Origin of the sequence: Luteimonas campi (assembly GCF_051162505.1) — a bacterium.
Lineage (GTDB): Bacteria > Pseudomonadota > Gammaproteobacteria > Xanthomonadales > Xanthomonadaceae > Luteimonas.
In genome coordinates this window covers 196,600-218,632 of the sequence record NZ_JBNWEM010000001.1, presented here as the reverse complement: position 1 = coordinate 218,632, position 22,033 = coordinate 196,600, and the positions used below count along the sequence as shown (strand labels likewise).

Below are 22,033 nucleotides of genomic sequence, written 5' to 3'. Positions count from 1 at the left end.
GATGGACGCGAACACCGCCCCCGAGTTTCCGCCCGGCATCGAGTGGCTGAACCTGATGGCGCCGCTGCGCATGGCGCAGCTGCGCGGCAAGGTCTGCGCGCTGGCTTTCGTCAACGCCGGATCGGCCTGGTGCCAGCAGCGCCTGGCCGACCTTGCGCGCCTGCGCGCCCGCCATGGCGACCGGCTCAACGTGGTGGCCGTGCACGTGCCCCGCTTCGACGGTGAGCGCGACGCGCGCCGGATCGGCAAGCGCCTCAACCGGCAGCGCTACGGCTTCCCGATCGGGCACGACCCGGACTGGACCCTGTGGCAGCACTACGGCATCGAAGCCTGGCCGACCGTGGTGCTGATCGACGGCGATGGCCGGATCCGCGAGCGCGTCGTCGGCGACGGCCCCATCCGCGAGCTCGACGCGCGCGTCAGCGCGCTCACCGACGAACTGGTTCCGACGCTGCCGAGCGCCGATCCCATCGAGATGCGGCGCGGCGGCGAACCGCCGCTGCCGCTGCGCTTCCCGTCGGGCCTGGTGGTGTCGGGCAACTATCTGTACGTGGCCGACTGCGAGCACCATCGGGTGCTCGAATGCGACCAGGCCGGGCGCGTGCTGCGCCAGTTCGGCAGCGGCGATCCGGGTTTCATCGATGGCCCGATGGAACTGGCCGCATTCAACCGGCCGCACGGCATGTGCCTGTGGCGCGACGTACTGTACGTGGCCGACAGCGGCAACCATGCGGTGCGCCGCATCGAGTTGCGCGGCGGCGACGTCGACACCCTGTGCGGTGCCGGTCGTTCTGGTACGCCGCGCGAAGGCGCCATCGCCGATCCGCGCGCGGTCGCACTCGACCAGCCGCGCTCGGTCGCGATCAGCGGCAGCGCCCTGTTCATCGCCACCACTGGCGACAACCGCATCTGGAAATACGAACTGGGCGCGCCGGGCATCGAACTGGTGGCGGGTTCCGGTCGCCTGGCCGTCGCCGACGGCAACGGCGTAGGCGCGTCGTTCGCCGAACCGGCGGCGCTGGCGGCCGTGCAGCAGGTGCTGTACGTCTGCGACGCCGCCGGCTCGGCCATCCGCAGCGTGAACGTGCGGACCGGCGCGGTCTCGACCCTGGTCGGCCAGGACCAGTGGCAGTTCGGTCATGCCGACGGGGCGCGCAGCGAAGCGCGCCTGCAGCAGCCGCTGGCGATCGCGCTCGATCCCGACGCGCCCCTGCTGTGGATCGCGGACGCCGGCAACGACGCGCTGCGCTGCCTGCGCCTAGGCGGCGGCGAACTGTCGACCACCAGCCTGCCGCAACGCCTGCATGGCGCGGCGGGGCTGGCCGTCGGCGGCGGGGCGATCTGGATCGCCGATACCGACGCCCATGCCGTGCTCCGCTTCGACCCCCGCACCGGCGCGCTGCGCCACGTGCCCATCGGCGAATGACCGGCGAGCAAGCGCCCGTTCCCCGCTCCGGCAGCCCGCCCGACGACGTTCCTTTCGACGGCAAGGCCTTCGCCCGCGGCCTGAGTACCGCACCCGGCGTCTACCGCATGATCGCCGCCGACGGCAGCGTGCTGTACGTCGGCAAGGCCGGCGCGCTGCGCAAGCGCGTGGCCAGCTATTTCGCCAACACGCCCAAGGCCTCGCGCACGATCGCGATGCTGGCCCAGGTGGCGCGCATGGAAGTCACGGTGACGCGCACCGAGGGCGAGGCGCTGCTGCTGGAGAACCAGCTGATCAAGTCGCTGCGGCCGCGCTACAACGTGCTGCTGCGCGACGACAAGAGCTACCCCTACGTACTCGTCACCCAGGAGCCGTGGCCGCGGCTGGCCCTGCATCGCGGTCCGCGCAGCCTGCCCGGGCGCTATTTCGGCCCGTACCCCGGCGTCACCGCGGTGCGCGAGACGCTGAACATGATGCACAAGCTGTTCAAGCTGCGCAGCTGCGAGGACAGCGTGTTCCGCAACCGCTCGCGGCCCTGCCTGCAGCACCAGATCGGCCGCTGCACCGCGCCTTGCGTGGGCCTGGTGCCGGCGCGCGAGTACGCCGACGCGGTACGCCGCGCCACCCTGTTCCTGGAAGGCCGCAGCGACGAACTCACCCGCGAACTGGGCGAGGCGATGGAGGCGGCGAGCGCACGCCTGGATTTCGAGGAGGCCGCACGCCTGCGCGACCTGGTCGCCAGCGTGCGCACGCTGCAGGCGCGCCAGTACGTGGACGGTCGCGCCGCGGAACTCGACGTGCTGGCCGTCGCGATGCAGGGCAGCCAGGCCTGCGTGCTGCTGCTGGCCTTCCGCGACGGCCGCAACCTCGGCACGCGCGCCTTCTTCCCCAGGACCAACGGCAGCGACAACCCGGCCGAGGTGCTGGCCGCCTTCGTCTCGCAGTACTACGGCGAGCAGCCGGCGCCGCGCGAGATCGTGCTCGACCGCGCGATCGAGGACATCCCCCTGCTGGAAGAGGCGTTCACCGCCGCCACCGGGCGCAAGGTGCAGATCCGCCACAGCGTGCGCAGCGAGCGCGCCGGCTATCTCGACCTGGCGCGACGCAATGCCGAACTCTCGCTCGCCACCGAACTGGGCAGCCGCGCCGCCCAGCAGGCGCGGATCGACTCGCTGTGCGCCCTGCTGGGCCTGTCGCAGGCGCCGGCCCGGATCGAGTGCTTCGACATCAGCCATACGATGGGCGAGGCGACCGTAGCGTCCTGCGTGGTCTTCGACGCCGAGGGCGCGGTGCGCAGCCAATACCGCCGCTACAACATCGCCGGCATCGAGCCGGGCGACGATTACGCGGCCATGCAGCAGGCCCTGACCCGCCGCTTCCGCCGCGCGGTCGAACCGCGCGAGACCGCCGGATCGGCAACCGCCGGGGAGCCGGTGGACGTGCAGGACGCGGGGGGCGGGCCGCAGGCGCTCGAGGACGATGCGCCGCAGTCGCCGCGTGAGCCCAGGCCCGCCGGCATCCTGCCCGACCTGCTGCTGATCGACGGCGGGGCGGGGCAGGTGGCGCAGGCGCGTGGCGTACTCGACGCCCTCGGCATCGCCACCGCGGCCGGACCCGGCGACGCTGGCGTGATCATCGTCGGCGTGGCCAAGGGCGAGGAGCGGCGCGCCGGCCACGAACGCCTGCTGCTGCCCGACGGGCGCGAGCTGCGTCCCGGCGCGGATTCGCCCGGCCTGCAGCTGATCCAGCAGGTCCGCGACGAAGCGCACCGGTTCGCCATCACCGGACACCGCGGGCGCAGGCAGAAGGCGCGCAGTCACAGCCGGCTCGAGGACATCCCCGGCATCGGACCGCGCCGCCGCGCCAGCCTGCTCAAGCATTTCGGCGGCCTGGGCGGACTGAAGGCCGCCGGAATCGAGGAGATCGCGCGGGTGGAGGGCGTCAATGCGGCACTGGCCGCACGAATCTATGCGACCCTGCACGGCCTGCAGGACGCCGTTCCCCCCGGCACACCCCCATCGTCGAAATGAAGCTGACCGTCCCCACCTGGCTGACCCTGCTCCGGATCGTGCTGATCCCGGTGCTGGTGGCCGTCTTCTACATGCCGTCCCAGTGGACCAACTTCGCGTCGGCGTTCGTCTTCATCCTGGCCGCCGTCACCGACTGGCTGGACGGCTGGATCGCGCGCCGCTACCACCAGTACTCCGCGTTCGGCGCCTTCCTCGACCCGGTCGCCGACAAGCTGATGGTGGCCGTGGCGCTGTTCCTGATCGTGCAGGGACATCCCACGCCGTGGATGGCGTTCTGGGCCGCGGTGATCGTGGGCCGCGAGATCGCGGTCTCGGCGCTGCGCGAATGGATGGCCGAACTGGGGCAGCGCGCCACGGTCAAGGTGGCGGCTATCGGCAAGATCAAGACCATTGCCCAGATGGTGGCGCTGTCGTGCCTGCTGTACTCGATCAACCCCCGGCATCCGCTGCAGCCGGGCACCGACATCTGGATGGGCGTGCCCGTTTTCCACATCGGCGACTGGCTGCTGGGCGGCGCCGCGCTGCTCACGTTGTGGTCCGGATTCGCCTACCTGCGCGCGGCATGGCCGGTCCTTCGCGCGGCAGAGCAATCAGCTGTTGACACCAAGCAGACACCCGGTAAAATGCGCGGCTCAACGCGGGAATAGCTCAGTTGGTAGAGCGCAACCTTGCCAAGGTTGAGGTCGCGAGTTCGAGTCTCGTTTCCCGCTCCAGTTTCAAGCAGGCCCCGGCATCGCCGGGGTTTTGTTTATCGGCGCCACGAGCGTGTATCGTTCACGTGGCGCGCGTCACCGGCCTGGTGGCAGAGTGGTTATGCAGCGGACTGCAAATCCGCGTACGCCGGTTCAATTCCGACCCAGGCCTCCATCTCCCGCACAGGGAGCAAGACGCGATCGCCGGCCACGCCCGAGTGGTGAAATCGGTAGACACAAGGGACTTGAAGATTTGAGCCCTCCGCGGGAAACCGCGGGGGTGGCACCCGTCAAAGTCGGTGAACGCCCTGGACTCCGGTCCGCGCCAACGCCGAGCCAAGCCCTCCATGGCGGGGGGAAGGTGTAGAGAGCAGACGGCGGGCACCTACAGCGCATTGCGCCATGGTGAAGGCGTGCTCCAGACCACGAACGGCCGCGGCCGGCGGCGAAAGCCGAAGTGGTACGAAAATCCCTCGACCTCGCGGTCATGCCGGTTCGAGTCCGGCCTCGGGCACCACCACGCGATCCTCGGGCACGCCTGCGCGCGCGGCGACGGGGCACGCGCCCGCCACACCGGCTGTGTGATGATGGCTTCGCGCCAGTCCGGCGCGCGTCGCCCCCGGTGCCCATGTTCCATCGCAAGACCGTCTGGTTCGCCTGCATCGCGCTGACCGTGCTCGCCCTGGCGCTGTCGCTGACCTGGTCGCGATCCTGGTGGTGGGCGGTGGCCGTGGCCGGCGCGCTGGCGCTCGTGGGCCTGGTCGACGTGGTGCAGAAGCGCTCGACCCTGCGTCGCCTGTATCCGGTGATCGCGCACTTCCGCTACGGCTTCGAGTCGATCCGGCCGGAGATCCGCCAGTACTTCATCGAGGACGACCTGGCCGAGGTGCCGTTCTCGCGCGAGAAGCGCGCGCTGGTCTACCAGCGCTCGAAGAACGAGCGCGACACCGTGCCCTTCGGCAGCGAGCACGACCCCTACAGCGTCGACTACGAGTGGATCAACCATTCCCTCGCGCCGGCGCACGCCGAGTCGCACGACTTCCGGGTGCTTGTGGGCGGCGCGCAATCCACGCCCTACGACGCGAGCGTGTTCAACATCTCGGCGATGAGCTTCGGCTCGCTCTCGGCCAACGCCATCCGCGCGCTCAACGAGGGCGCCAGGCGCGGCCGCTTCTACCACGACACCGGCGAGGGCTCGATCTCGTCCTACCATCGCGAGCGCGGCGGCGACCTGGTCTGGGAGATCGGCTCGGGCTACTTCGGCTGTCGCGACGAGGCCGGCCGCTTCAGCGAGGAGCGCTTCGCCGCCAACGCCCGCGACCCGCAGGTGCGGATGATCGAACTCAAGCTGTCCCAAGGCGCCAAGCCCGGCCACGGCGGCATGCTGCCGGGCGCCAAGGTGACGGCCGAGATCGCCGCCGCGCGCGGCGTGCCAGCGGGGGTGGACTGCATCTCGCCGGCCTCGCATTCGGCGTTCTCGACCCCGCAGGGCCTGCTTGCCTTCATCGCGCGGCTGCGCGAACTGTCCGGGGGCAAACCCACCGGCTTCAAGCTCGCGATCGGCCATCCCTGGGAATGGTTCGGCGTGGCCAAGGCGATGCTGGAAACGGGGATCACCCCCGACTTCATCGTCGTCGACGGGGCCGAGGGTGGCACCGGCGCCTCGCCGCTGGAGTTCATCAACCACGTCGGCGTGCCGATGCACGAGGCCTTGATGCTGGTGCACAACACCCTGGTGGGCGTGGGCCTGCGCGACCGGATCAGGCTGGCCGGCGCCGGCCGCATCGCCAGTGCCTTCGACATCGCGCGCACCATCGCGATGGGCGCAGACTGGTGCAATGCCGGGCGCGGTTTCATGTTCTCGCTGGGCTGCATCCAGTCGCGCAGCTGCCACAACGACCAGTGCCCCACCGGGGTGGCCACGCAGAACCCTGCGCGCTGGCGGGCGCTCGACGTCGAGGACAAGGCCGCGCGCGTGTTCAATTTCCACCAGAACACGCTGCGCGCCCTGCGCGACATGCTCGGCGCGGCGGGCCTGGAACACCCCTCGCAGCTGGGACCCGAGCACATCCTGCGCCGCGTCTCGCCGACGGAAGTGCGCTCGCTGGCCGCGCTGTACCGGTTCCTGGCGCCGGGCGAACTGCTCGACCACGTGCCCGAGCACGCGGTGTTCCGTGCGTTCTGGGCCGGCGCCCGCGCCGATTCGTTCCAACCGCCGGAGCGCGCGCTGGAGATGCGGCGCAGCAAGCTGACCTGACCGCCGGGCTTATCGCGCCTCCAGCCCGAACAGCCGCGCCGCGTTGCGCCAGCGGATCGCGGCCTTCTCGTCCTCGTCCAGGTCCAGCCGCTCGAGCGCGTCCACGGCCGCCGCCAGGCCCATCTGCGGGTAGTCCGAGCCCAGCAGGATGCGGTCGATGCCGACGTTGCGCAGGGTCCACACCAGCTCCGCCTCCAGCGGCGAATCGGCGAGCAGCACCGGCCCGGAAATGTCGAAGTACAGGTTGTCCATCGCGAAGCCGTCGGCGGTACGCGCGAACATCACGATGTTCCAGAAGCGGAAGTTCATTCCGCCCATGTGGGCCAGGATGAACTTCGTGCCGGGCACCCGGACCACCAGGTTGAACAGCTTCTCGTGGTCGCCCGGCAGGATCCCGGCGTTGTCCATCAGCACCGCCAGCCCGAGTTCGCCGGCGCGGCGCGCCAGCGCCTCCACCCGCGCGTCGGCCACGTCGAACTGCTGGGTGTGGGCGTGCAGCTTGAGCAGCTTCACGCCGGCCGCCGCTACGCGCGCGAGCTCGTCCAGCGCCGCATCGCCGTCGTAGGGATGGACGGTGGCCGCGGCGACCACGCCGGGACGCGCGGCCGCCAGCGCGATGATGCCGTCGTTGCCGGCGCGGATCGCGCCCAGGTCCCCGGCCCGCGCCTGGTGGGGGCCGCCGAACCACATCGCGCCGATGCCGCCGGTCTCGATGCCGGCTTTGCGCGCCTCGGTCTCGTAGGCATCGAGCGATTGCGCGCCTTCGCGCAGATGCACATGCACGTCGAACACCGGCGGCGCGGCGGCCACGCTGCAGCAGGCCGCCAGCGACGAGGCCAGCAGCAGCAGGCCGGAATACCGGCGCCGCGACGATGCGGGGCGGGTGGACGGAAGGGGGACGATGGACGACACGGGGTTCTCCTGGCTGGGACGGACGCCGACGCCTGGCGTCGGACCCTGCTGCAGCGCTCTTGGCACTGGCTCGTCCCGACAGGACGCAGCGCAGCCTGCTTTCGTGACGGCCCCGGTCCGCGCTACGCGTCCGCGATGTCGGCGCCCGCGTCAGCCGAGCCGCCGTGCCGGGCGACGATCGCCGTGGCCGTGACATCGGCCGAGGTATTGGCCACGGTGGCGAACACGTCGGGAATCGTGTCCACCGCCAGCAGTACGCCCAGCGGCTCGACCGGCAGGCCCATCGACTGGGTGACCGGCATGTTGGTGGTCATGAAGCTCACCTGGCCAGGCAGGCCGACCGACCCCATGCTGACCACGATGCTCAGCGCCACGGCGGTGCCCAGCTGCACGCCGGTCAGGTCCACGCCGTACATCCAGGCGATGAAGCAGGCCACCACGATGTACTGGGGCGGGCTGGCGATGCGGAACAGCGATACCGCCATGGGCAGCACCAGCGAGGTGACCGCCAGCGGATAGCCCAGCCGCATGCGTGCGCTCTCGATCATCACCGGCAGCGAGGCCAGCGAGGACTGGGTGCTGGCGGCAATGGCCTGCACCGGCAGCAGGGCGCGTGCGAAACGCGCAGGCCGCTCGCCCGCGGCGACCGCGGCGACCACGTACAGCAGCAGGGTGATCGAGAGGTAGAGCACGCACTGGGTCAGGATGTAGTAGCCCAGCGCGCTGAGCATGTCGAGGCCGACCCGCGCGCATACCGCCAGCACCAGGGCGAACACGCCGACCGGGGCGGCCCACAGCACCCAGCGCACCACCACGATCATGGTGTCGCCGACGGTGCGGACCAGTTCCAGCAGGCGCGCGCGGCGCTCCGGCTCGATGCGGGTCAGGCCGAAGCCGAAGAACATGGCGAACACCACCAGAGGCAGCATGGCGCTGTTGGCGGCCGCGGCGATGGCGTTGCTGGGAATGATGTTGGCCAGCCAGGCACCGATCGCCGGCGCATCCGGCAGGTTCTCGGGCGCCTGGATCGCTGCCCGGAACGTGGCGATGAGCGCTTCGTCGCGCGGCAGCATCGACAGGAAGGTCGGGGCCGCGATCGAGGCGAAGGCCCCCGACAGCGCCAGCAGGACCAGGAACACCACGATCGCGGTGCGCGCGGTGCGCCCCGATGCGGCCGCGTCGGCAGCCGAGTTGATGCCCACCACCACCAGCGCTGCAACCAGCGGAACCACCGTCATCTGCAGCGCATTGAGCCAGAGTCGGCCGATCGGCTGCACGGCATCGGCCACCTGGATGGCGCGCCCCGGATCGAACGCGGCCAGCAGCAGGCCCACCGCCGCGCCGAGCGACAAGGCGATCAACACCCGCGCGGGCGTAGAGAGACGGGAGCGGGGGGCCGGCGGGACTGCGGTCATGGGCTTCCTGGCGATCTGGAGGTGGATGCGGCGGCTGACTGGATAACACGAACCGGCCGGCCCTGCCTGCGCGAACGGGCCGATGGCTGGAGCCAGCAGGCATGCGCAGGCCGCGCCGCGCGGCATCCGGCCAGGTCGAGGCGGGCCGCGCCATGCACGATGCTCGCTCGCGCGCCAGGGCGGCCACCGCGCGCGGTCGCCGGCACCGCCCGGTCGATCCCGCCCCGATCACTCATCGAGCAGGGAACGCAGGTGCTCGCGGTAGTCGTCGAGCCGCCGCCGGCGCGACTCGTCGCCGCACAGGCCGAGGAAGACCAGGTCGAGCAACTGGTGCAGGGCCGCCTGGTAGAGCAGCGGCTCCACGTGCCGCGCCTCGTCGTGGGCCGAAACCAGCAGCGCGAGGTCGGCGTGCGCACGCAGCGCATTGGCCGTGTGGCGCGTGATCGTCACCACCTTGCCGCCACGCGCGCGGAACAGTCGTGCCAGCCGGCCCAGGGCGGCCGCCTCGCCACGTTCGGAGAGCAGCAACAGCAGGGCGCCGGGTTTGGCGTTCGAGACCTCGGCCGGCACCAGCACGGGGTCGAAATGGTGGATCGCCAGCAGCCCGAGCTGCGACAGGCGGATCGCGAAGGCGCGGGCCGTCACGCTGTCCTCGCCGATCCCGACCACGAAGATCCGGTCGGCCTCCTGCAGCATGCCGGCGAAGGCCTGCAGGCGTTCGGGTGGATTGAGCAGGCGGGTCTCCTCTTCGGCCCGCGACTTGGCCTGCCACAGGCTGCGTGCGAGCGTGTCCTCGCCGTTCTCCACGCCCGCGGCGGCCTCCGGCTCGGCGCTCTCGCCGTTGCGGGCGATCGCCTCGCCGATCGAATACTTGAGGTCCGGGTACCCCTTGAAGCCCAGCTTCTGGCTGAACTTCACCACGCTGGACTGGCTGATGCCCAGCGCATTGGCCAGTTGCTGGGAAGAGTAGTCGCGCAGCAGCTGCGCATTGTCGAGGATGAAGTCGGCGATGCGGCGCTCGATCGCCGACATCTGCCCCCGTCCCGCGCGGATCAACAGCAGCGGCTGCATCTCAACCGATCGGCTGGTAGCCGCGGATCGCGCGGATGCCGAGGCCAGGAGCCTCCGACACCGAGATCTCGGCTTCGTTGAAACTCACCCCGCCATCGACCGGGTCGAAGGCGCACAGCGAGGGACCGTCGAGGTCGATCTTGGTGATCACGTCGGACTTGGCGATCGCCACGTGCACCGCCGCCGCGACGCTGATGCTGGTCTCGATCATGCAGCCGATCATGCATTCCACGCCGTACAGCGCGGCGATGTCGGCGATGCGGATCGCGTTGGAGATGCCGCCGGTCTTCATCAGCTTGATGTTGATGATGTCGGCGGCGCGCTGCTCGATGAGGCGGATGACCTCGAGCGGCCCGAACACGCTCTCGTCGGCCATCACCGGCGTCTTGATCCGGTCGCTGACGTACTTGAGCCCGGCGATGTCCTGTGCGCGCACCGGCTGCTCGAGCAGTTCGAGGTGCACGCCCGCATCCTCCAGCGCGTGCATCGCGTGCACGGCCTGCTTGGCGGTCCAGCCCTGGTTGGCGTCGAGGCGGAGCAGGGCGCGGCCCTCGACCGCGGCGTGGATCGCCTTCACCCGCTCCACGTCCAGCCCGATGTCCTTGCCGACCTTGATCTTGAGCGTCTCGAAACCGCGCTCGACCGCCGACAGCGAATCGGACACCATCTTGTCGATGTGGTCGACGCTGATGGTGATATCAGTGGTGATGACCGGCTCGCCACCGCCCAGCATGCGGTAGAGCGGCGCCTCGTACAGCTGCCCCCACAGGTCGTAGACCGCGATCTCGACGGCGGCCTTGGCGCTGGTGTTGCGCTCCAGCGCGGTTTGCACCAGGCGCACGATGCGATTGAGGTTGGCCACGTCCTCGCCGATGAGGCGCGGCGCGATGATCCGGCCGATGGCCTCGATCATCGAGCCGTGGGTGTCGCCGGTGATCAGCGCGGTGGCGGCGGCCTCGCCGTAGCCGACGTGGCCGCTGTCGGTATGGATCGAGACGATGATGTCCTCGACCGTGTCGACCGTCCGCAACGCGGTCTTGAACGGCGTCTTCAGCGGCACCCGGACCCGGCCCAGGCGCACCTCGGTGATCTTCATTCCATGAGTCTCCCTGCGGCGGTCGCCGCGGCTGCCCTTCCGGTCACGGCCGGATGCGCTGGATGCTGGTGATGCGGTCGACGGTCGCGGTGGTGGCGTTGGACATCTTCGGCAGCAGCGGCGTCACCACCACGCCGTTGAGCCGGTAGCGGCGCAGTTCCCCGTCCTCGCCGAGCAGGGACATGCCGCTGGTGTCGTGGATCACGTACGTCTCCCCATCGACGTGGCCGAGGATCATCATCACATGGCCCGGGATGTAGACCAGGTCGCCCACCTGGCTCCGGGCCAGCTGGCGCAAGCGTTCGTCGTGGCCGGTTTCCGTGCCCATCTGCACGCCATCCAGTCCCGGGCTGCGCGACTGCGCGCTCGTATTGCGCGGAAGCAGCACGCCGAAACTGCGGTAGATCTCGGACACGAAGCCGCTGCAGTCGCGGGCGTCGTAGCGATGGCCCCAGCCGTATCGCTCACCCAGGAACTTGAACGCCTGGCCGATCAGGTTGGCCTTGGTCAGCGGCAGATAGTCGTGCGCCACATCGGCCGAGCGCGGGATCAGGGCCGGCGCAAACGAGAGCGCGCCATCTTCGCCGCGCACCGGCAGTTCGACCGCATGACCGAAGGCCGGATGCTGGCCGTTGAGCGGCTCGTCGCGCGGCCAGGACGCCAGTGGCAGGCGCACGCCCATGTCGAGCAGCACGCCGGACACCGCCGGCCGCTCGGGCGTGTGCACGGTCCTCACCTGCGCACCGGTGACGACCAGGAAGGGCATGCGGCGGGTATAGGCGAAGATCTCGGCCTTGTCGCCGAGCGCCACCGCATCGGCTTCGATCCAGGCGGCATAGGTTTCGCTGAGCACGAACAGCCAGCGACGGTCGCGACTGCGGTGGACCACCGCCACGGGCGTCCCGGGGAACAGCGCGCTCTCCTGGAAGCGGTCGATGTCGCGATCGTCGGGCGTGCTGAACACGCGCAGATGGGTGGGAAAGGTGCGCAGGTCCGCGCGTCGCACCACCATCCCGTAGCGCGTCACCTGCGTCTGCGGCACCGCCTTCAGGTCGAGCGCGGCGACCAGCCGCTCGATCGCGCGGTCGCTGCCTTCCTTGCCGGACTCGTCGTACAGGGTGCGGGACGGGCGGGGCGAGGCCGACTCGATCCAGGCGCGTACCTGGTCGGCCTCGAGCGTGACCGGCAGTTGTTCGATGTCGTATAGCGAGGGTTCGGTCTGGCGCATGCGCGCGTTGTGCGCGGCGATGGCCTCTGCGTCGAGGATGACGTCGTCGGCATCGCGCAGGCGCGCGGTCCAGTACTCCGGCACCAGCTGCGCCTGCACCACGCCAGGCAGCACCTCGGCCTGCGGATCGCCGGACATCCGGGCATGGAGGGGCCAGCAGCAGGCAGCGATCACCCAGCTCGCCAGGAGCAGCCGCGCCCCCCTCATTGAAGTGCGCTTGTGCAAGACCTGATCTCCGGCGGGACGCGTCGGCAGCGACGTTGAAGAATAGATCATTCGTTTTTGGTACCTGTCAAGAATAATTTATTGACGGCGCATTTCAGCCATGTTACACAGCCCCTGACCGCCACCCCAGCGAAGGGGAGCCGCGCCAATGCCGAGCCGCCGCCGCGAATGCCAGACACGGGGTCAGGATGCCCGGCGGCGGACCGCGTTCCGGCTGGGCGCGGCTTTGGCGCTGACGGGCCTGCTGGCGACGGCCGTCGACGCGGGTGCGAGAACCTCGCCTCCGCGGCCCGAGTACGAGGCGCTGCCGGAGATCGTCGAGTTGGTGGACGCGGGCCGGTTCGAAGAAGCCGAGCGCCTCACCGACCAGGCCGAGGCGGCCGAACCGTCCGCGACGAGCCGGCGCGAGATCGCGTTCCAGCGCGAACGCATGCGCCGCATCCTGCTGGACTTCCGCCTCGACGGCGACCAGCTGCGCGCTGCGGTGCTGCGGGAAATCCCCGACCTGCGCGACGACGAGTTCGACCGCTGGCGGCGCGCCGGGCTGTTCGATGCGATGCGGATCGATGGACAGCTGCGTTACTTCGCGCGGGCGCCGCACAACCTGTTCCGGCTGAGCGCGGAGGCGCGGGCGCGCCGCGCACGCCCGCGGCCCTTCTACGACAGTCCGCTGCAGCTTGCCCAGCATGCCCACCATGCCGAGGTGCGGGCGGGTGCCGGTGCCAGTACGGCAGCGGCGCCCCGGCGAGTCCGGATCACGCAGTCGCTCGTGGTCAAGCCCGACGCGGTGCCCGCTGGCGAAACCATCCGCGCCTGGCTGCCCTACGCACGCGACATTCCCGGCCAGCAGGAGGGCATCCAACTGCTTCGCAGCGAACCGGCGCGCGCCCGGCTGGCGCCGCCGGACACCCTTCAGCGGACCGCCTATCTCGAGCGACAGGCGAGGGCGGGGGAGCCGACGCGGTTTTCGGTCAGCTACGAGCTGACCGTCTTCGGGCAGCACGTGGCGGTCGATCCGGAGCGGGTGGTTCCCGTCGTGTCCACGCCGGAGCTGGCCCCGCACCTGGAAGAACGCGCACCGCACATCGTGTTCACCGATGCGATGCGCCTGTTTTCCGCGCAGGTGGTCGGCGATGAGACCAACCCCTATCGCATCGCACGCAGGCTGTTCGATGCGGTCGACCGCATCCCGTGGGCCGGTGCGCGCGAGTACTCGACGATCACCAACCTCGGCGCGCATGCGCTCGAGTCAGGACGCGCCGACTGCGGACAGCAGACGCTGCTGCTGATCACCCTGCTGCGGCTCAACGGCATCCCGGCGCGCTGGCAGTCGGGGTGGATCTTCTCCGACGGCAGCTACAACAACATGCACGACTGGGGCTGGCTGTACCTGGCCCCGTACGGATGGATGCCGATGGACGTCACCTTCGGCCGCCTGCCGGGCACGGATCCCGGGCTCGAGCACTTCTACCTCGGCGGCATGGACGCCTATCGCGTCGCCTTCAACGACGACTACGGCCGCGATTTCGTCCCCGCCAAGACCCACTTCCGCTCCGAAACCATCGACCTGCAGCGCGGGGAGGCCGAGTGGGACGGTGGAAATCTCTACTTCGACCAGTGGGACTACGACTTCGAATGGGAGCTGCTGCCGCTCCCGCAAGACCAGCGCAGCTGAACACGCCAGCCACAGCAACTGTTCCGGGGAGATCCGCAATGAAGGTCAGACATGTGAAGTTCCGCCGCGCCGCCCTCTGCATCGCGCTTGGCGCTTGCTTCGCCGCCGCCACACCGATCGTGCTTGCGCAGAGCTCGACGGGCGCCGTCGCCGGTCGCGCCGGGGCCGGCGACCAGATCACAATCACCAACACGGCCACCGGAGCGAGCAGGACCGTGACCGTTGCCGCCGACGGCAGCTACCGGCTGACCCAGCTTCCGGTCGGCGACTACAGCCTGCAAGTGGTCCGGGATGGACAGAGCGTAGGCAGCCCGGTCGCAGTCGGCGTTTCGCTTGGGGGCACGACCACCGTGAACCTCGGCGGCGACGGCGGCCTGGTCAACCTCGACTCGGTGCAGGTGATAGGCGAGCGGGTGGTCAACCGCGTGGATGTCTATTCGACCGAATCGGCCACCAATATCCGGCGTGAAGAAATCGCCCGCATGCCCGTCGAGCAGAGCCTGAGTTCGGTGGCGCTGCTCGCGCCCGGCGTCATCGCCGGTGCAACGTCCAACGTCAGCGGACTTTCCTTCGGCGGTTCGTCCGTAGCGGAGAACTCGGTATTCATCAACGGGCTCAACGTCACCGACTTCTACAAGCGCCACAGCTTCTCCACCGCGCCGTTCGACTTCTTCCAGGAGTTCCAGGTCAAGACGGGGGGATACTCGGTGGAGTTCGGGCGCGCGACCGGCGGCGTCATAAACGCGGTCACGCGACGTGGCAGCAACGAGTTGCAGGGCGGCGCCACGATCACCTTCGAACCCGCGGCGTGGGCGTCCGACAGGGAAGACCGGTACTACGCCGATGGCAGCACCAACGTCCGCGGCAGCCGGGACCGGAGCAACTTCACCAAGGCCAACGTCTGGGCATCGGGCCCGATCGTCCAGGACAAGCTCTTCCTGTTCGCAATGTACGAGCAGCGGGACAGTAATTCCCGATATACCAACGCCAGCGGCAGCAGCCTGACCAGAAGCGGTGGCGACAACGGATTCTGGGGGACCAAGCTCGACTGGAACATCAGCGACGACCACCTGCTGGAGCTGCTCGCCTTCTCGGACGAATCTGCCAACGACACCAGCACCTACGCGTACAACTGGAACGACGGCACCATCGGGGCGAGCAGCGGCGACCGCTCGACCGAGTCCGGCGGCAAGAGCGGTTCGATCACCTACACCGGCCGCTTCGGCGACAACTTCACCGCCAAGGCGATGTACGGCATCAATGGAAGCAGCAGCTTCGGCCGGGCTCCGGCAGACGACTTGTGCGAGCAGGTGGGCTACGAGAACTCGTCCTACGGAGCCGTCTACCGCGCGATGGGCAGTCCCGTGCTGGGCTGCCATCCCGGCGGAACCGTGGTCGAGCATGAGGACGAACGCAAGGTCAAGCGACTCGACTTCGAGTGGGCGCTCGGCGACCACCTGCTGCGTTTCGGCTGGGACCACGAACTCATGACCACCGAGCGCACCGATCGTTACCCCGGCCCTGGTGGCAGGGTATGGACCGCCTATGGCCGGACCAGTCCGACGCAGGTCCTCGACAATGGCACACCGCTTCCCGTGGGCGTCGACGCCTTCCTGCGGGCGCGCAAGCGCGCTGCCGGTGGCGTGTTCGACATCGAAACAAGCGCCGTGTATCTGGAGGACATCTGGAATGTCACCCCCAGCCTGATGCTCAACCTCGGACTTCGGGTCGACAACTTCGAGAATTTCGACGCCGGTGGCAACAGCTATATCAAGCTGGAAAACCTGGTTTCACCGCGCCTGGGGTTCTCCTGGGACATGAAGAGCGACGGCAGCACGAAGCTGTATGGCAACCTGGGGCGGTACTACATGCCGGTGACCAGCATCATCAGTTACAACTTCGCCGGCGGGTTGACCGACGAGTACACGTTCTACGCTCTGGACGGATGGCGCCAGGAAGCGAACCCCGTGACGGGCGCGCCATACATGGCCCCGATCGTCGGGGCGCAGCTCGGCCCGGTCGACGACAGCTTCAACCTGCAGAACGAGCCGGTGGACGAGGACCTCGATGCCGTCCATCAGGACGAAGCGATCCTCGGCTTCCAGCAGATGATCAACCAGGCCTGGTCGTGGGGTGTCAATGCCACCTACCGGCGCATGGACAATGCCATGGACGACGTCCGCATCAACGCACTGTGCGGTGTGCGGCATGGGACTTTGTGGCCCATCGCCAATCCCGGAGACGAACTGACGCTGTGGGGCACTACCGACATGGGCTGTGCTCAGGATGGCTGGGTCACCATCGACACTTCGAGGGAAGGCTACATCACCGTCGGCAGCGACCGTATCGTGGGTTACGCCAACCCCCGCCGCACCTACAAGGCAGTCGAGTTCCAGATCGACCGCGCGTGGGACGACAAATGGGCGTTCAACGCGTCGTACCTGTGGTCCAAGTCGGAAGGCAACCACGAGGGGCCGGTCAACTCGGATACCAACTATGGTGATACCGGCATGGTCCAGCACTGGGACCATCCGGCCAACAACGAACGATACGGCGACCTGTTCAACGATCACCGCCACCAGATCAAGCTGCGCGGCAGCTACAAGCTCAACGAGATGTGGACGTTCGGCAGCACGCTCACCATGCTGTCCGGCGGCCCGAGGACTGCCTTCGGAGTGACCTGGCCCGACGAGAACTTCGCCGTTGCCAGCTTCACCAGCACCGGCAGCGGTGGCGGCACCGGCTGGCTCTGCGTGCAGAACTGCTCCGGGCCGTGGGCTGATCGCGTGCACGAGTGGTCGCCACGCGGCGCATACGGGCGGATGCCCTGGATCTACAACCTCGCGGCCAGCGTGACCTGGACGCTGCCGGTCGAAGGCATCGACCTGAAGGCCCGATTCTCGGTCTACAACCTGCTCAACAAGCAGGAGGTGGTCGCCGTGTCTTCGCGCTACGAGTCCAACCCCGGCGTGGTCCGCTCGACCTTCGGCACGGGCACGGCCTGGCAATCGCCGCGATACGCGCAACTGGTAGTGACCTGGAACTTCTGAGTTCCGTCCCGCTTGCGGCCACCCGATCGGGTGGCCGCTCTTCTTCGACCTGTATTACGCCTGATGGCGGGCCGGCAACGCAGAACGATCGGGCGGCGGATTCCAGCCGCGCCGTCGGAGGATGCGGCCGCACCCACGCGCAGCCAGCATCGATCCCAAGGCGTCCGCAGTCGCCGCCCCGGCACGGACGCAGCCGACATCAAATTGACATGTTTCTCCGGTGCATGTTAAGCAGCATGACGAGAGGGCGCATGCGACGATGCATGCCAACGGACACCTGGCCACCAGGGCCGTGCATCGCCATCGTTTGATTTTTCCGGGGAATCTTCATGCCAGCAGTCCACAGCCGTACCCACGCCGCGACCGCATCGACGCTCGCGTTCGCCATCGCGCTCACACTGGCAGGGACTGCCGCCGCCCAGGACACCACGACCGCGCCGGGGGCCGACTCCACGCGCACGCTCGACCGCATCCACGTCACCGGTTCGCGCATCAAGCGCACCGACATCGAAACCGCGCTGCCGGTGACCGTGATCCAGAAGCAGGAGATCGAGGCGCAGGGCATCACCTCCGCCGAGCAGTTGCTGCAGTTCCTCAACGTCGCCAGCAACGGCCCCGACAGCCTGGCGGCCAATAGCGGCATCGCGCCGCCGGGCACGCGCGGCAACAACGGCGTGTCGGGCGCAAACCTGCGCGGGCAGGGCGCCGACGCGACGCTGGTGCTGCTCAACGGCAGGCGCGTGGCCAGCCACGGCCTGGCCGGGCAGGTGGTGGACCTCAACTCGATCCCGTTCGCCGCCATCGACCGGGTGGAGGTGCTGCGCGATGGTGCGTCCGCGGTCTACGGGACCGACGCGATCGGCGGGGTCATCAACTTCATCACCCGCAACGACTACCAGGGCGTCACCGTCAGCGTGGGGGCCGATGTCACCCAGGATGGGGGCGGCGACATCTATCAGGCCAGCGTGCTGGCAGGCATGGGCGACCTCGATACGGACCGCTGGAACGCCTGGCTCGCGGTCAGCGCCAAGAGCAACGGGATCCTGCGCGGCAAGGATCGGGACTTCGCCAACAGCTTCCAGCCGGACCGCGGCCTTTCGCCCGATACCCGCGGCACGCCGTTCGCCAACGTGTTCGGCGCCGCCGGAAGCATGGTCGGCGTGGACGCCAATCCCGGCACGCCGGTGGCCTACGGCATGATCGACCCGGCCACAGGCAGCATCGTCTCGGCCATCAACCTGCTCGACCTGCCTGGAGCCGCCGGATGCGAAGCCGGCGGCGACATGATGGGCCCTTACGATCCCGACATCTGGGCAGGGCCCGCCTCGCGCTACGCCTGCGCCTGGGACTACGGGCGTGCCCGCACCATCCAGCAGCCGGTGGACACCACGCAGTTCGTCGGCCGCGCGACATGGCAGATCTCCGACGATCACCAGGCCTACTTCGAAGTGATGGGTTCGGACGTCACGTCCACGCGTCACTTCGAAGCCCAGCAGATCACCTCCAGCGTCAATGCGGGTCCTACCGCGCTCGATGCCTACGAGCGCAATGCCCGGACCGCCGACACCTACGACCGGATCTACGACGGCCTGGCCGCGTACTTCGGCACGGACTACCTGGTGGAAGGCGCGCCGATCGCCTATCGCTGGCGCTGCGAGGCCTGCGGCCCGCGCCAGATCGAAACGTCCACGGAGGCCTTGCGATTGCTGCTCGGCTTCGAGGGTACCCTGGGCTCGTGGGACTACAGTGCGGGCCTGTCGCGCGCGCGCAGCGAATCCAGCTCGGTGCTCGGCGGCGGCTACTACTTCACCCCGGCGCTCAAGACGATGCTGCGCACCGGCGTGCTCAACCCCTTCCTGATGCCCGGCCAGGACCAGTCGCCGGAAGCCTACGCGGCGCTCGACGCGGCGTCCGCGCGCGGTCTGCTGCTGTATCGCGGCGAGACCACCATGACCACGTTCGACGTCAGCTTCTCGGGTGGACTGGGCTGGCATCTGGGCGGCGGCGAGGTGCAGGCCGCGTTCGGCGCCGACGTGCGTCGCGAGGAATACGAGTTCGGCGGGCCGGCCGAGTGGACGCAAGGCAATGCCTACGTATTCGGCGCCCCCGGCGATTCGGTGAACTACATCCAGCCCGTGCATCGCGACGTCCGGGCGGTCTTCGCCGAGTTCTACCTGCCGATCCTGGACAGTCTCGAGGTCACCGCCGCCGGCCGTTACGACGACTACGGCGATTTCGGCAGCACCAGCAACCCGCGCCTGTCGTTCAAATGGCAGCCGGTGGACTGGCTCGCGTTCCGCGGCGCCTACAGCACCAGTTTCAAGGTTCCGGACTTCGCGCGTCTGTTGCGCGGAACCTCTTCGACGCCCTATACGGGCCTGGACCTGGCCGACCCGGCAGTCTGCCCGGGCGGCCGCTACAACCCCAACGTGGCGGCGTGCAGCGAGCAGATCAGGCCCGACATCCTGTCGGGGGGCAATCCCGCCCTGATTCCGGAAGAAGCTGACCAGCGCAGCATCGGCCTGGTCCTGGCACCCACGGAGAACTTCAACCTCAGCGTGGACTGGTGGGAGATCGAGCGGACCAACACGATCCGCAGCGGCTTCAGCCTGACCCAGATGGGCGCGAACTACGATGCGTACGCGGCCAGCTACATCCGCGACAGCGCCGGCACCATCGTCGCTATCGACCAGCGCGCCATCAACTCGGGCGGCACGCTGTCGCGCGGCGTGGAGATCGACGCCAACCTGATTGGCGAACTGGCCGGCGGGCGCTGGCAGATCAACCTCAACGGCAGCTACCTGGACAACTTCCAGGTGAAGGATTTCGCCAATCGCCCCTACAGCGAGAACCTGGTGGGCAAGTACGAGCGCTACTTCAACCTGCCGCTGCAGTGGAAGCACACGCTGAGCCTCGGCTGGGCCAGCGGCGACTGGACGCACACGCTCACCCAGGTCTATCGCGACGGTTACGAGGACTGGCAGCCGCCGGGCATCGCCAACGGCTACACGCCGGCCAACTGGGATCCGGACGTCGAGGAATACATCACCTACAACTACGGCGTGAGCTGGACGGGCATCGAACACCTGAAGGTGAGCTTCGGCGTGCGCAACCTGCTCAATACCGATCCGCCGTTCACCGTACGCTATCTCGACGATGGCGACGGCGCCGGCTGGGAGGCGCGCGTCGCCGACCCGCGCGGGCGCTCGTTCAACCTCATCCTCGAAGCCAGGTTCAACTGACAGACCCGGTCACGCCCCGCTCGAGCGGGGCGCGACCGCGTAGGCCACACAGCTCCGCCATGCGAATTTTTCCGATTGCCCTCGCGTTATCCCTGCTCGCATCGTCGGCCGCCGCCTCCGAGGTGCGGGCTGCCGAAGTCCATGACGTGCGACTCCTCGACGCGGCTTTCAACGACGCCTTCGAGCGCTATCGACCGCCAGGCCTCGCCGTGGGCGTGATCGTGGATGGCGAGATCGTTTTCGCCAGAACCCAGGGCGAACTGGCCGCCGGCAGCGGCGAACCGATCGATCGCGACACGCTGTTCAAGATCGCATCCAACAGCAAGGCGATGACCGCGGCGGTGCTGGCCCGGCTGGTGGACCAGGGCAAACTGGAATGGACGGATCCGGTGATCCGGTACCTGCCGGATTTCCGCATGCACGATCCCTGGGTGACGCGCGAGATGCAGGTGCGCGACCTGCTGATCCACAACAGCGGCCTGGGCGCGGGTGCGGGCGATCTGATGCTGTGGCCGGAACCCAACCTGTTCACCCGCGCCGACGTGATCCAGGGGCTGCGGCACCTGAAGCCCGCCTACAGCTTCCGCTCGCGTTACGCCTACGACAACACGCTTTACATCGTCGCGGGCGAAGTCGCGGCGGCCGCGGGTGGCGCTCCGTTCGACCAGTTGCTGCGCCGTGAACTGTTCGAGCCGCTCGGCCTGCGTCGCTGCCAGGCAGGCCAGTGGCAGCGCGATGTCGTGGGCAACGTCGCGCAACCGCACCGGCGGGGAGACGACGGGCGCCAGCTGGTGGCGCGCGCCGATGCCGAGATCATCGAGGACGTGCCCATGCTGGCGGCGGGAGGCATCCGCTGCAGCCTGGACGACATGCTGCGCTGGGCCAGCATGTGGCTGCAGCCCGATCGCCATGGGCTGGACGCTGCGGGAAAGCCCTACCTCTCGCCGCGGCAGCGCGAGGAGGTCTGGAAGGCGCACATGCCGATGCCGCTGTCGGCGCGCATGCGCGAATGGGACAACAGCCACTTTTCGGCCTACGGCTACGGCTGGCGGCTGACCGATGTGGACGGCACCTGGAAGGTGTCGCACACCGGCACCCTGTCGGGCATGTATTCGGCGCTGACGCTGCTGCCGCACAAGGGCGTCGGCATCGTGGTCCTCGCCAACGGCAACATGGACGAGCTCCGCACCGTGCTGACCCAGGTCCTGGTCAAGCGCTTCACGCGGCCGCAGGACGGCTCGCTGACGGTGGCGCATTACGCGCGCCTGCTGGAGGCGCGCGGTTCGGGCCCGGCCGAGGCGGGCGCGGGCGAGGCCGGCGCCACGCCTCGCATCGCCGCGACGCCTTCGGACGAGGAAATGGAAACCGGCGTCTACCTCGATCCCTGGTTCGGCGAGGTCCGGCTGTGCGCGGCAGGCGAGGGCGTCGAGTTCCGCGCGCTCAAATCGCCGAAGCTGCACGGTACGGTGATGCGCAGCGGCGAGCGGCTGCTCGTGGACTGGCATGACCCGGGCGTCGATGCGGAAGCCTGGCTGTCGTTCGAACGCGACGACGGCCCGGTGCGAATGACCATGGCCAAGGTGGATCCCGATGCGGACTTCAGTTATGACTACGAGGATCTGGCTTTCGAACGCATCGGCGGCTGCGCTGCGCGCTGAGCGAGTTCTCGCGGCCATGGCCATGGCCGTACTGCTGGGTTCGGGGTGTGGCGCGG

At 68.9% G+C, this 22,033-nt stretch carries 13 protein-coding genes and 2 tRNA genes; 10 read left to right on the top strand and 5 right to left on the bottom strand.

Going from position 1 to position 22,033, the window contains the following annotated elements; genetic code table 11:
- Nucleotide 1: 1 nt before the first annotated feature.
- From ACQYVW_RS01040 to ACQYVW_RS01015, 6 genes are all read left to right on the top strand, one after another.
- Complete coding sequence (locus ACQYVW_RS01040; protein WP_434933118.1) at nucleotides 2-1,426, top strand: thioredoxin-like domain-containing protein; 1,425 nt, start codon at nucleotides 2-4, stop codon at nucleotides 1,424-1,426.
- Nucleotides 1,423-3,456, top strand: coding sequence for an excinuclease ABC subunit UvrC (gene uvrC / locus ACQYVW_RS01035; protein ID WP_434933119.1), 2,034 nt, complete (start codon nucleotides 1,423-1,425; stop codon nucleotides 3,454-3,456). The genes ACQYVW_RS01040 and uvrC overlap by 4 nt, the downstream gene beginning before the upstream one ends.
- On the top strand, nucleotides 3,453-4,103 hold the full coding sequence (gene pgsA, locus ACQYVW_RS01030) for a CDP-diacylglycerol--glycerol-3-phosphate 3-phosphatidyltransferase (RefSeq protein ID WP_434933120.1): 651 nt from the start codon (nucleotides 3,453-3,455) through the stop codon (nucleotides 4,101-4,103). The genes uvrC and pgsA overlap by 4 nt, the downstream gene beginning before the upstream one ends.
- Nucleotides 4,094-4,169, top strand: a tRNA-Gly gene (locus ACQYVW_RS01025). The genes pgsA and ACQYVW_RS01025 overlap by 10 nt, the downstream gene beginning before the upstream one ends.
- 80 nt (nucleotides 4,170-4,249) lie before the next feature.
- Nucleotides 4,250-4,323: transfer RNA gene (locus tag ACQYVW_RS01020), tRNA-Cys, on the top strand.
- Between the two features lie 453 nt (nucleotides 4,324-4,776).
- Entirely contained in the window at nucleotides 4,777-6,405 is a 1,629-nt protein-coding gene (locus ACQYVW_RS01015; protein WP_434933121.1) for an FMN-binding glutamate synthase family protein, read from the top strand.
- Nucleotides 6,406-6,414: 9 nt separating this feature from the next.
- On the opposite strand, the gene ACQYVW_RS01010 is transcribed toward ACQYVW_RS01015, so the two are convergent.
- From ACQYVW_RS01010 to ACQYVW_RS00990, 5 genes are all read right to left on the bottom strand, one after another.
- On the bottom strand, nucleotides 6,415-7,317 hold the full coding sequence (locus ACQYVW_RS01010; RefSeq protein ID WP_434945754.1) for an amidohydrolase family protein: 903 nt from the start codon (nucleotides 7,315-7,317) through the stop codon (nucleotides 6,415-6,417).
- Between the two features lie 122 nt (nucleotides 7,318-7,439).
- Nucleotides 7,440-8,732: a dicarboxylate/amino acid:cation symporter gene (locus ACQYVW_RS01005; RefSeq protein ID WP_434933123.1), complete on the bottom strand. Its 1,293-nt coding sequence runs from the start codon at nucleotides 8,730-8,732 to the stop codon at nucleotides 7,440-7,442.
- A gap of 228 nt (nucleotides 8,733-8,960) precedes the next feature.
- On the bottom strand, nucleotides 8,961-9,803 hold the full coding sequence (locus ACQYVW_RS01000; protein ID WP_434933124.1) for a MurR/RpiR family transcriptional regulator: 843 nt from the start codon (nucleotides 9,801-9,803) through the stop codon (nucleotides 8,961-8,963).
- Nucleotide 9,804: 1 nt separating this feature from the next.
- Nucleotides 9,805-10,899 (bottom strand): dipeptide epimerase, encoded by a 1,095-nt coding sequence (locus ACQYVW_RS00995; RefSeq protein ID WP_434933125.1) that lies wholly within the window; start codon nucleotides 10,897-10,899, stop codon nucleotides 9,805-9,807.
- Between the two features lie 43 nt (nucleotides 10,900-10,942).
- Nucleotides 10,943-12,334, bottom strand: a complete 1,392-nt coding sequence (locus ACQYVW_RS00990) for a C40 family peptidase (protein WP_434933126.1) — start codon at nucleotides 12,332-12,334, stop codon at nucleotides 10,943-10,945.
- A 166-nt stretch (nucleotides 12,335-12,500) separates the two neighbouring features.
- Between ACQYVW_RS00990 and ACQYVW_RS00985 the strand changes: the two genes are divergently transcribed.
- From ACQYVW_RS00985 to ACQYVW_RS00970, 4 genes are all read left to right on the top strand, one after another.
- On the top strand, nucleotides 12,501-14,027 hold the full coding sequence (locus tag ACQYVW_RS00985; RefSeq protein WP_434933127.1) for a transglutaminase-like domain-containing protein: 1,527 nt from the start codon (nucleotides 12,501-12,503) through the stop codon (nucleotides 14,025-14,027).
- A 53-nt stretch (nucleotides 14,028-14,080) separates the two neighbouring features.
- Nucleotides 14,081-17,077, top strand: coding sequence for a TonB-dependent receptor (locus ACQYVW_RS00980; RefSeq protein ID WP_434933128.1), 2,997 nt, complete (start codon nucleotides 14,081-14,083; stop codon nucleotides 17,075-17,077).
- Between the two features lie 329 nt (nucleotides 17,078-17,406).
- Complete coding sequence (locus tag ACQYVW_RS00975; RefSeq protein ID WP_434945753.1) at nucleotides 17,407-20,319, top strand: TonB-dependent receptor domain-containing protein; 2,913 nt, start codon at nucleotides 17,407-17,409, stop codon at nucleotides 20,317-20,319.
- A 146-nt stretch (nucleotides 20,320-20,465) separates the two neighbouring features.
- Nucleotides 20,466-21,977, top strand: a complete 1,512-nt coding sequence (locus tag ACQYVW_RS00970) for a serine hydrolase (RefSeq protein WP_434945752.1) — start codon at nucleotides 20,466-20,468, stop codon at nucleotides 21,975-21,977.
- The last annotated feature ends 56 nt before the right edge of the window (nucleotides 21,978-22,033 follow it).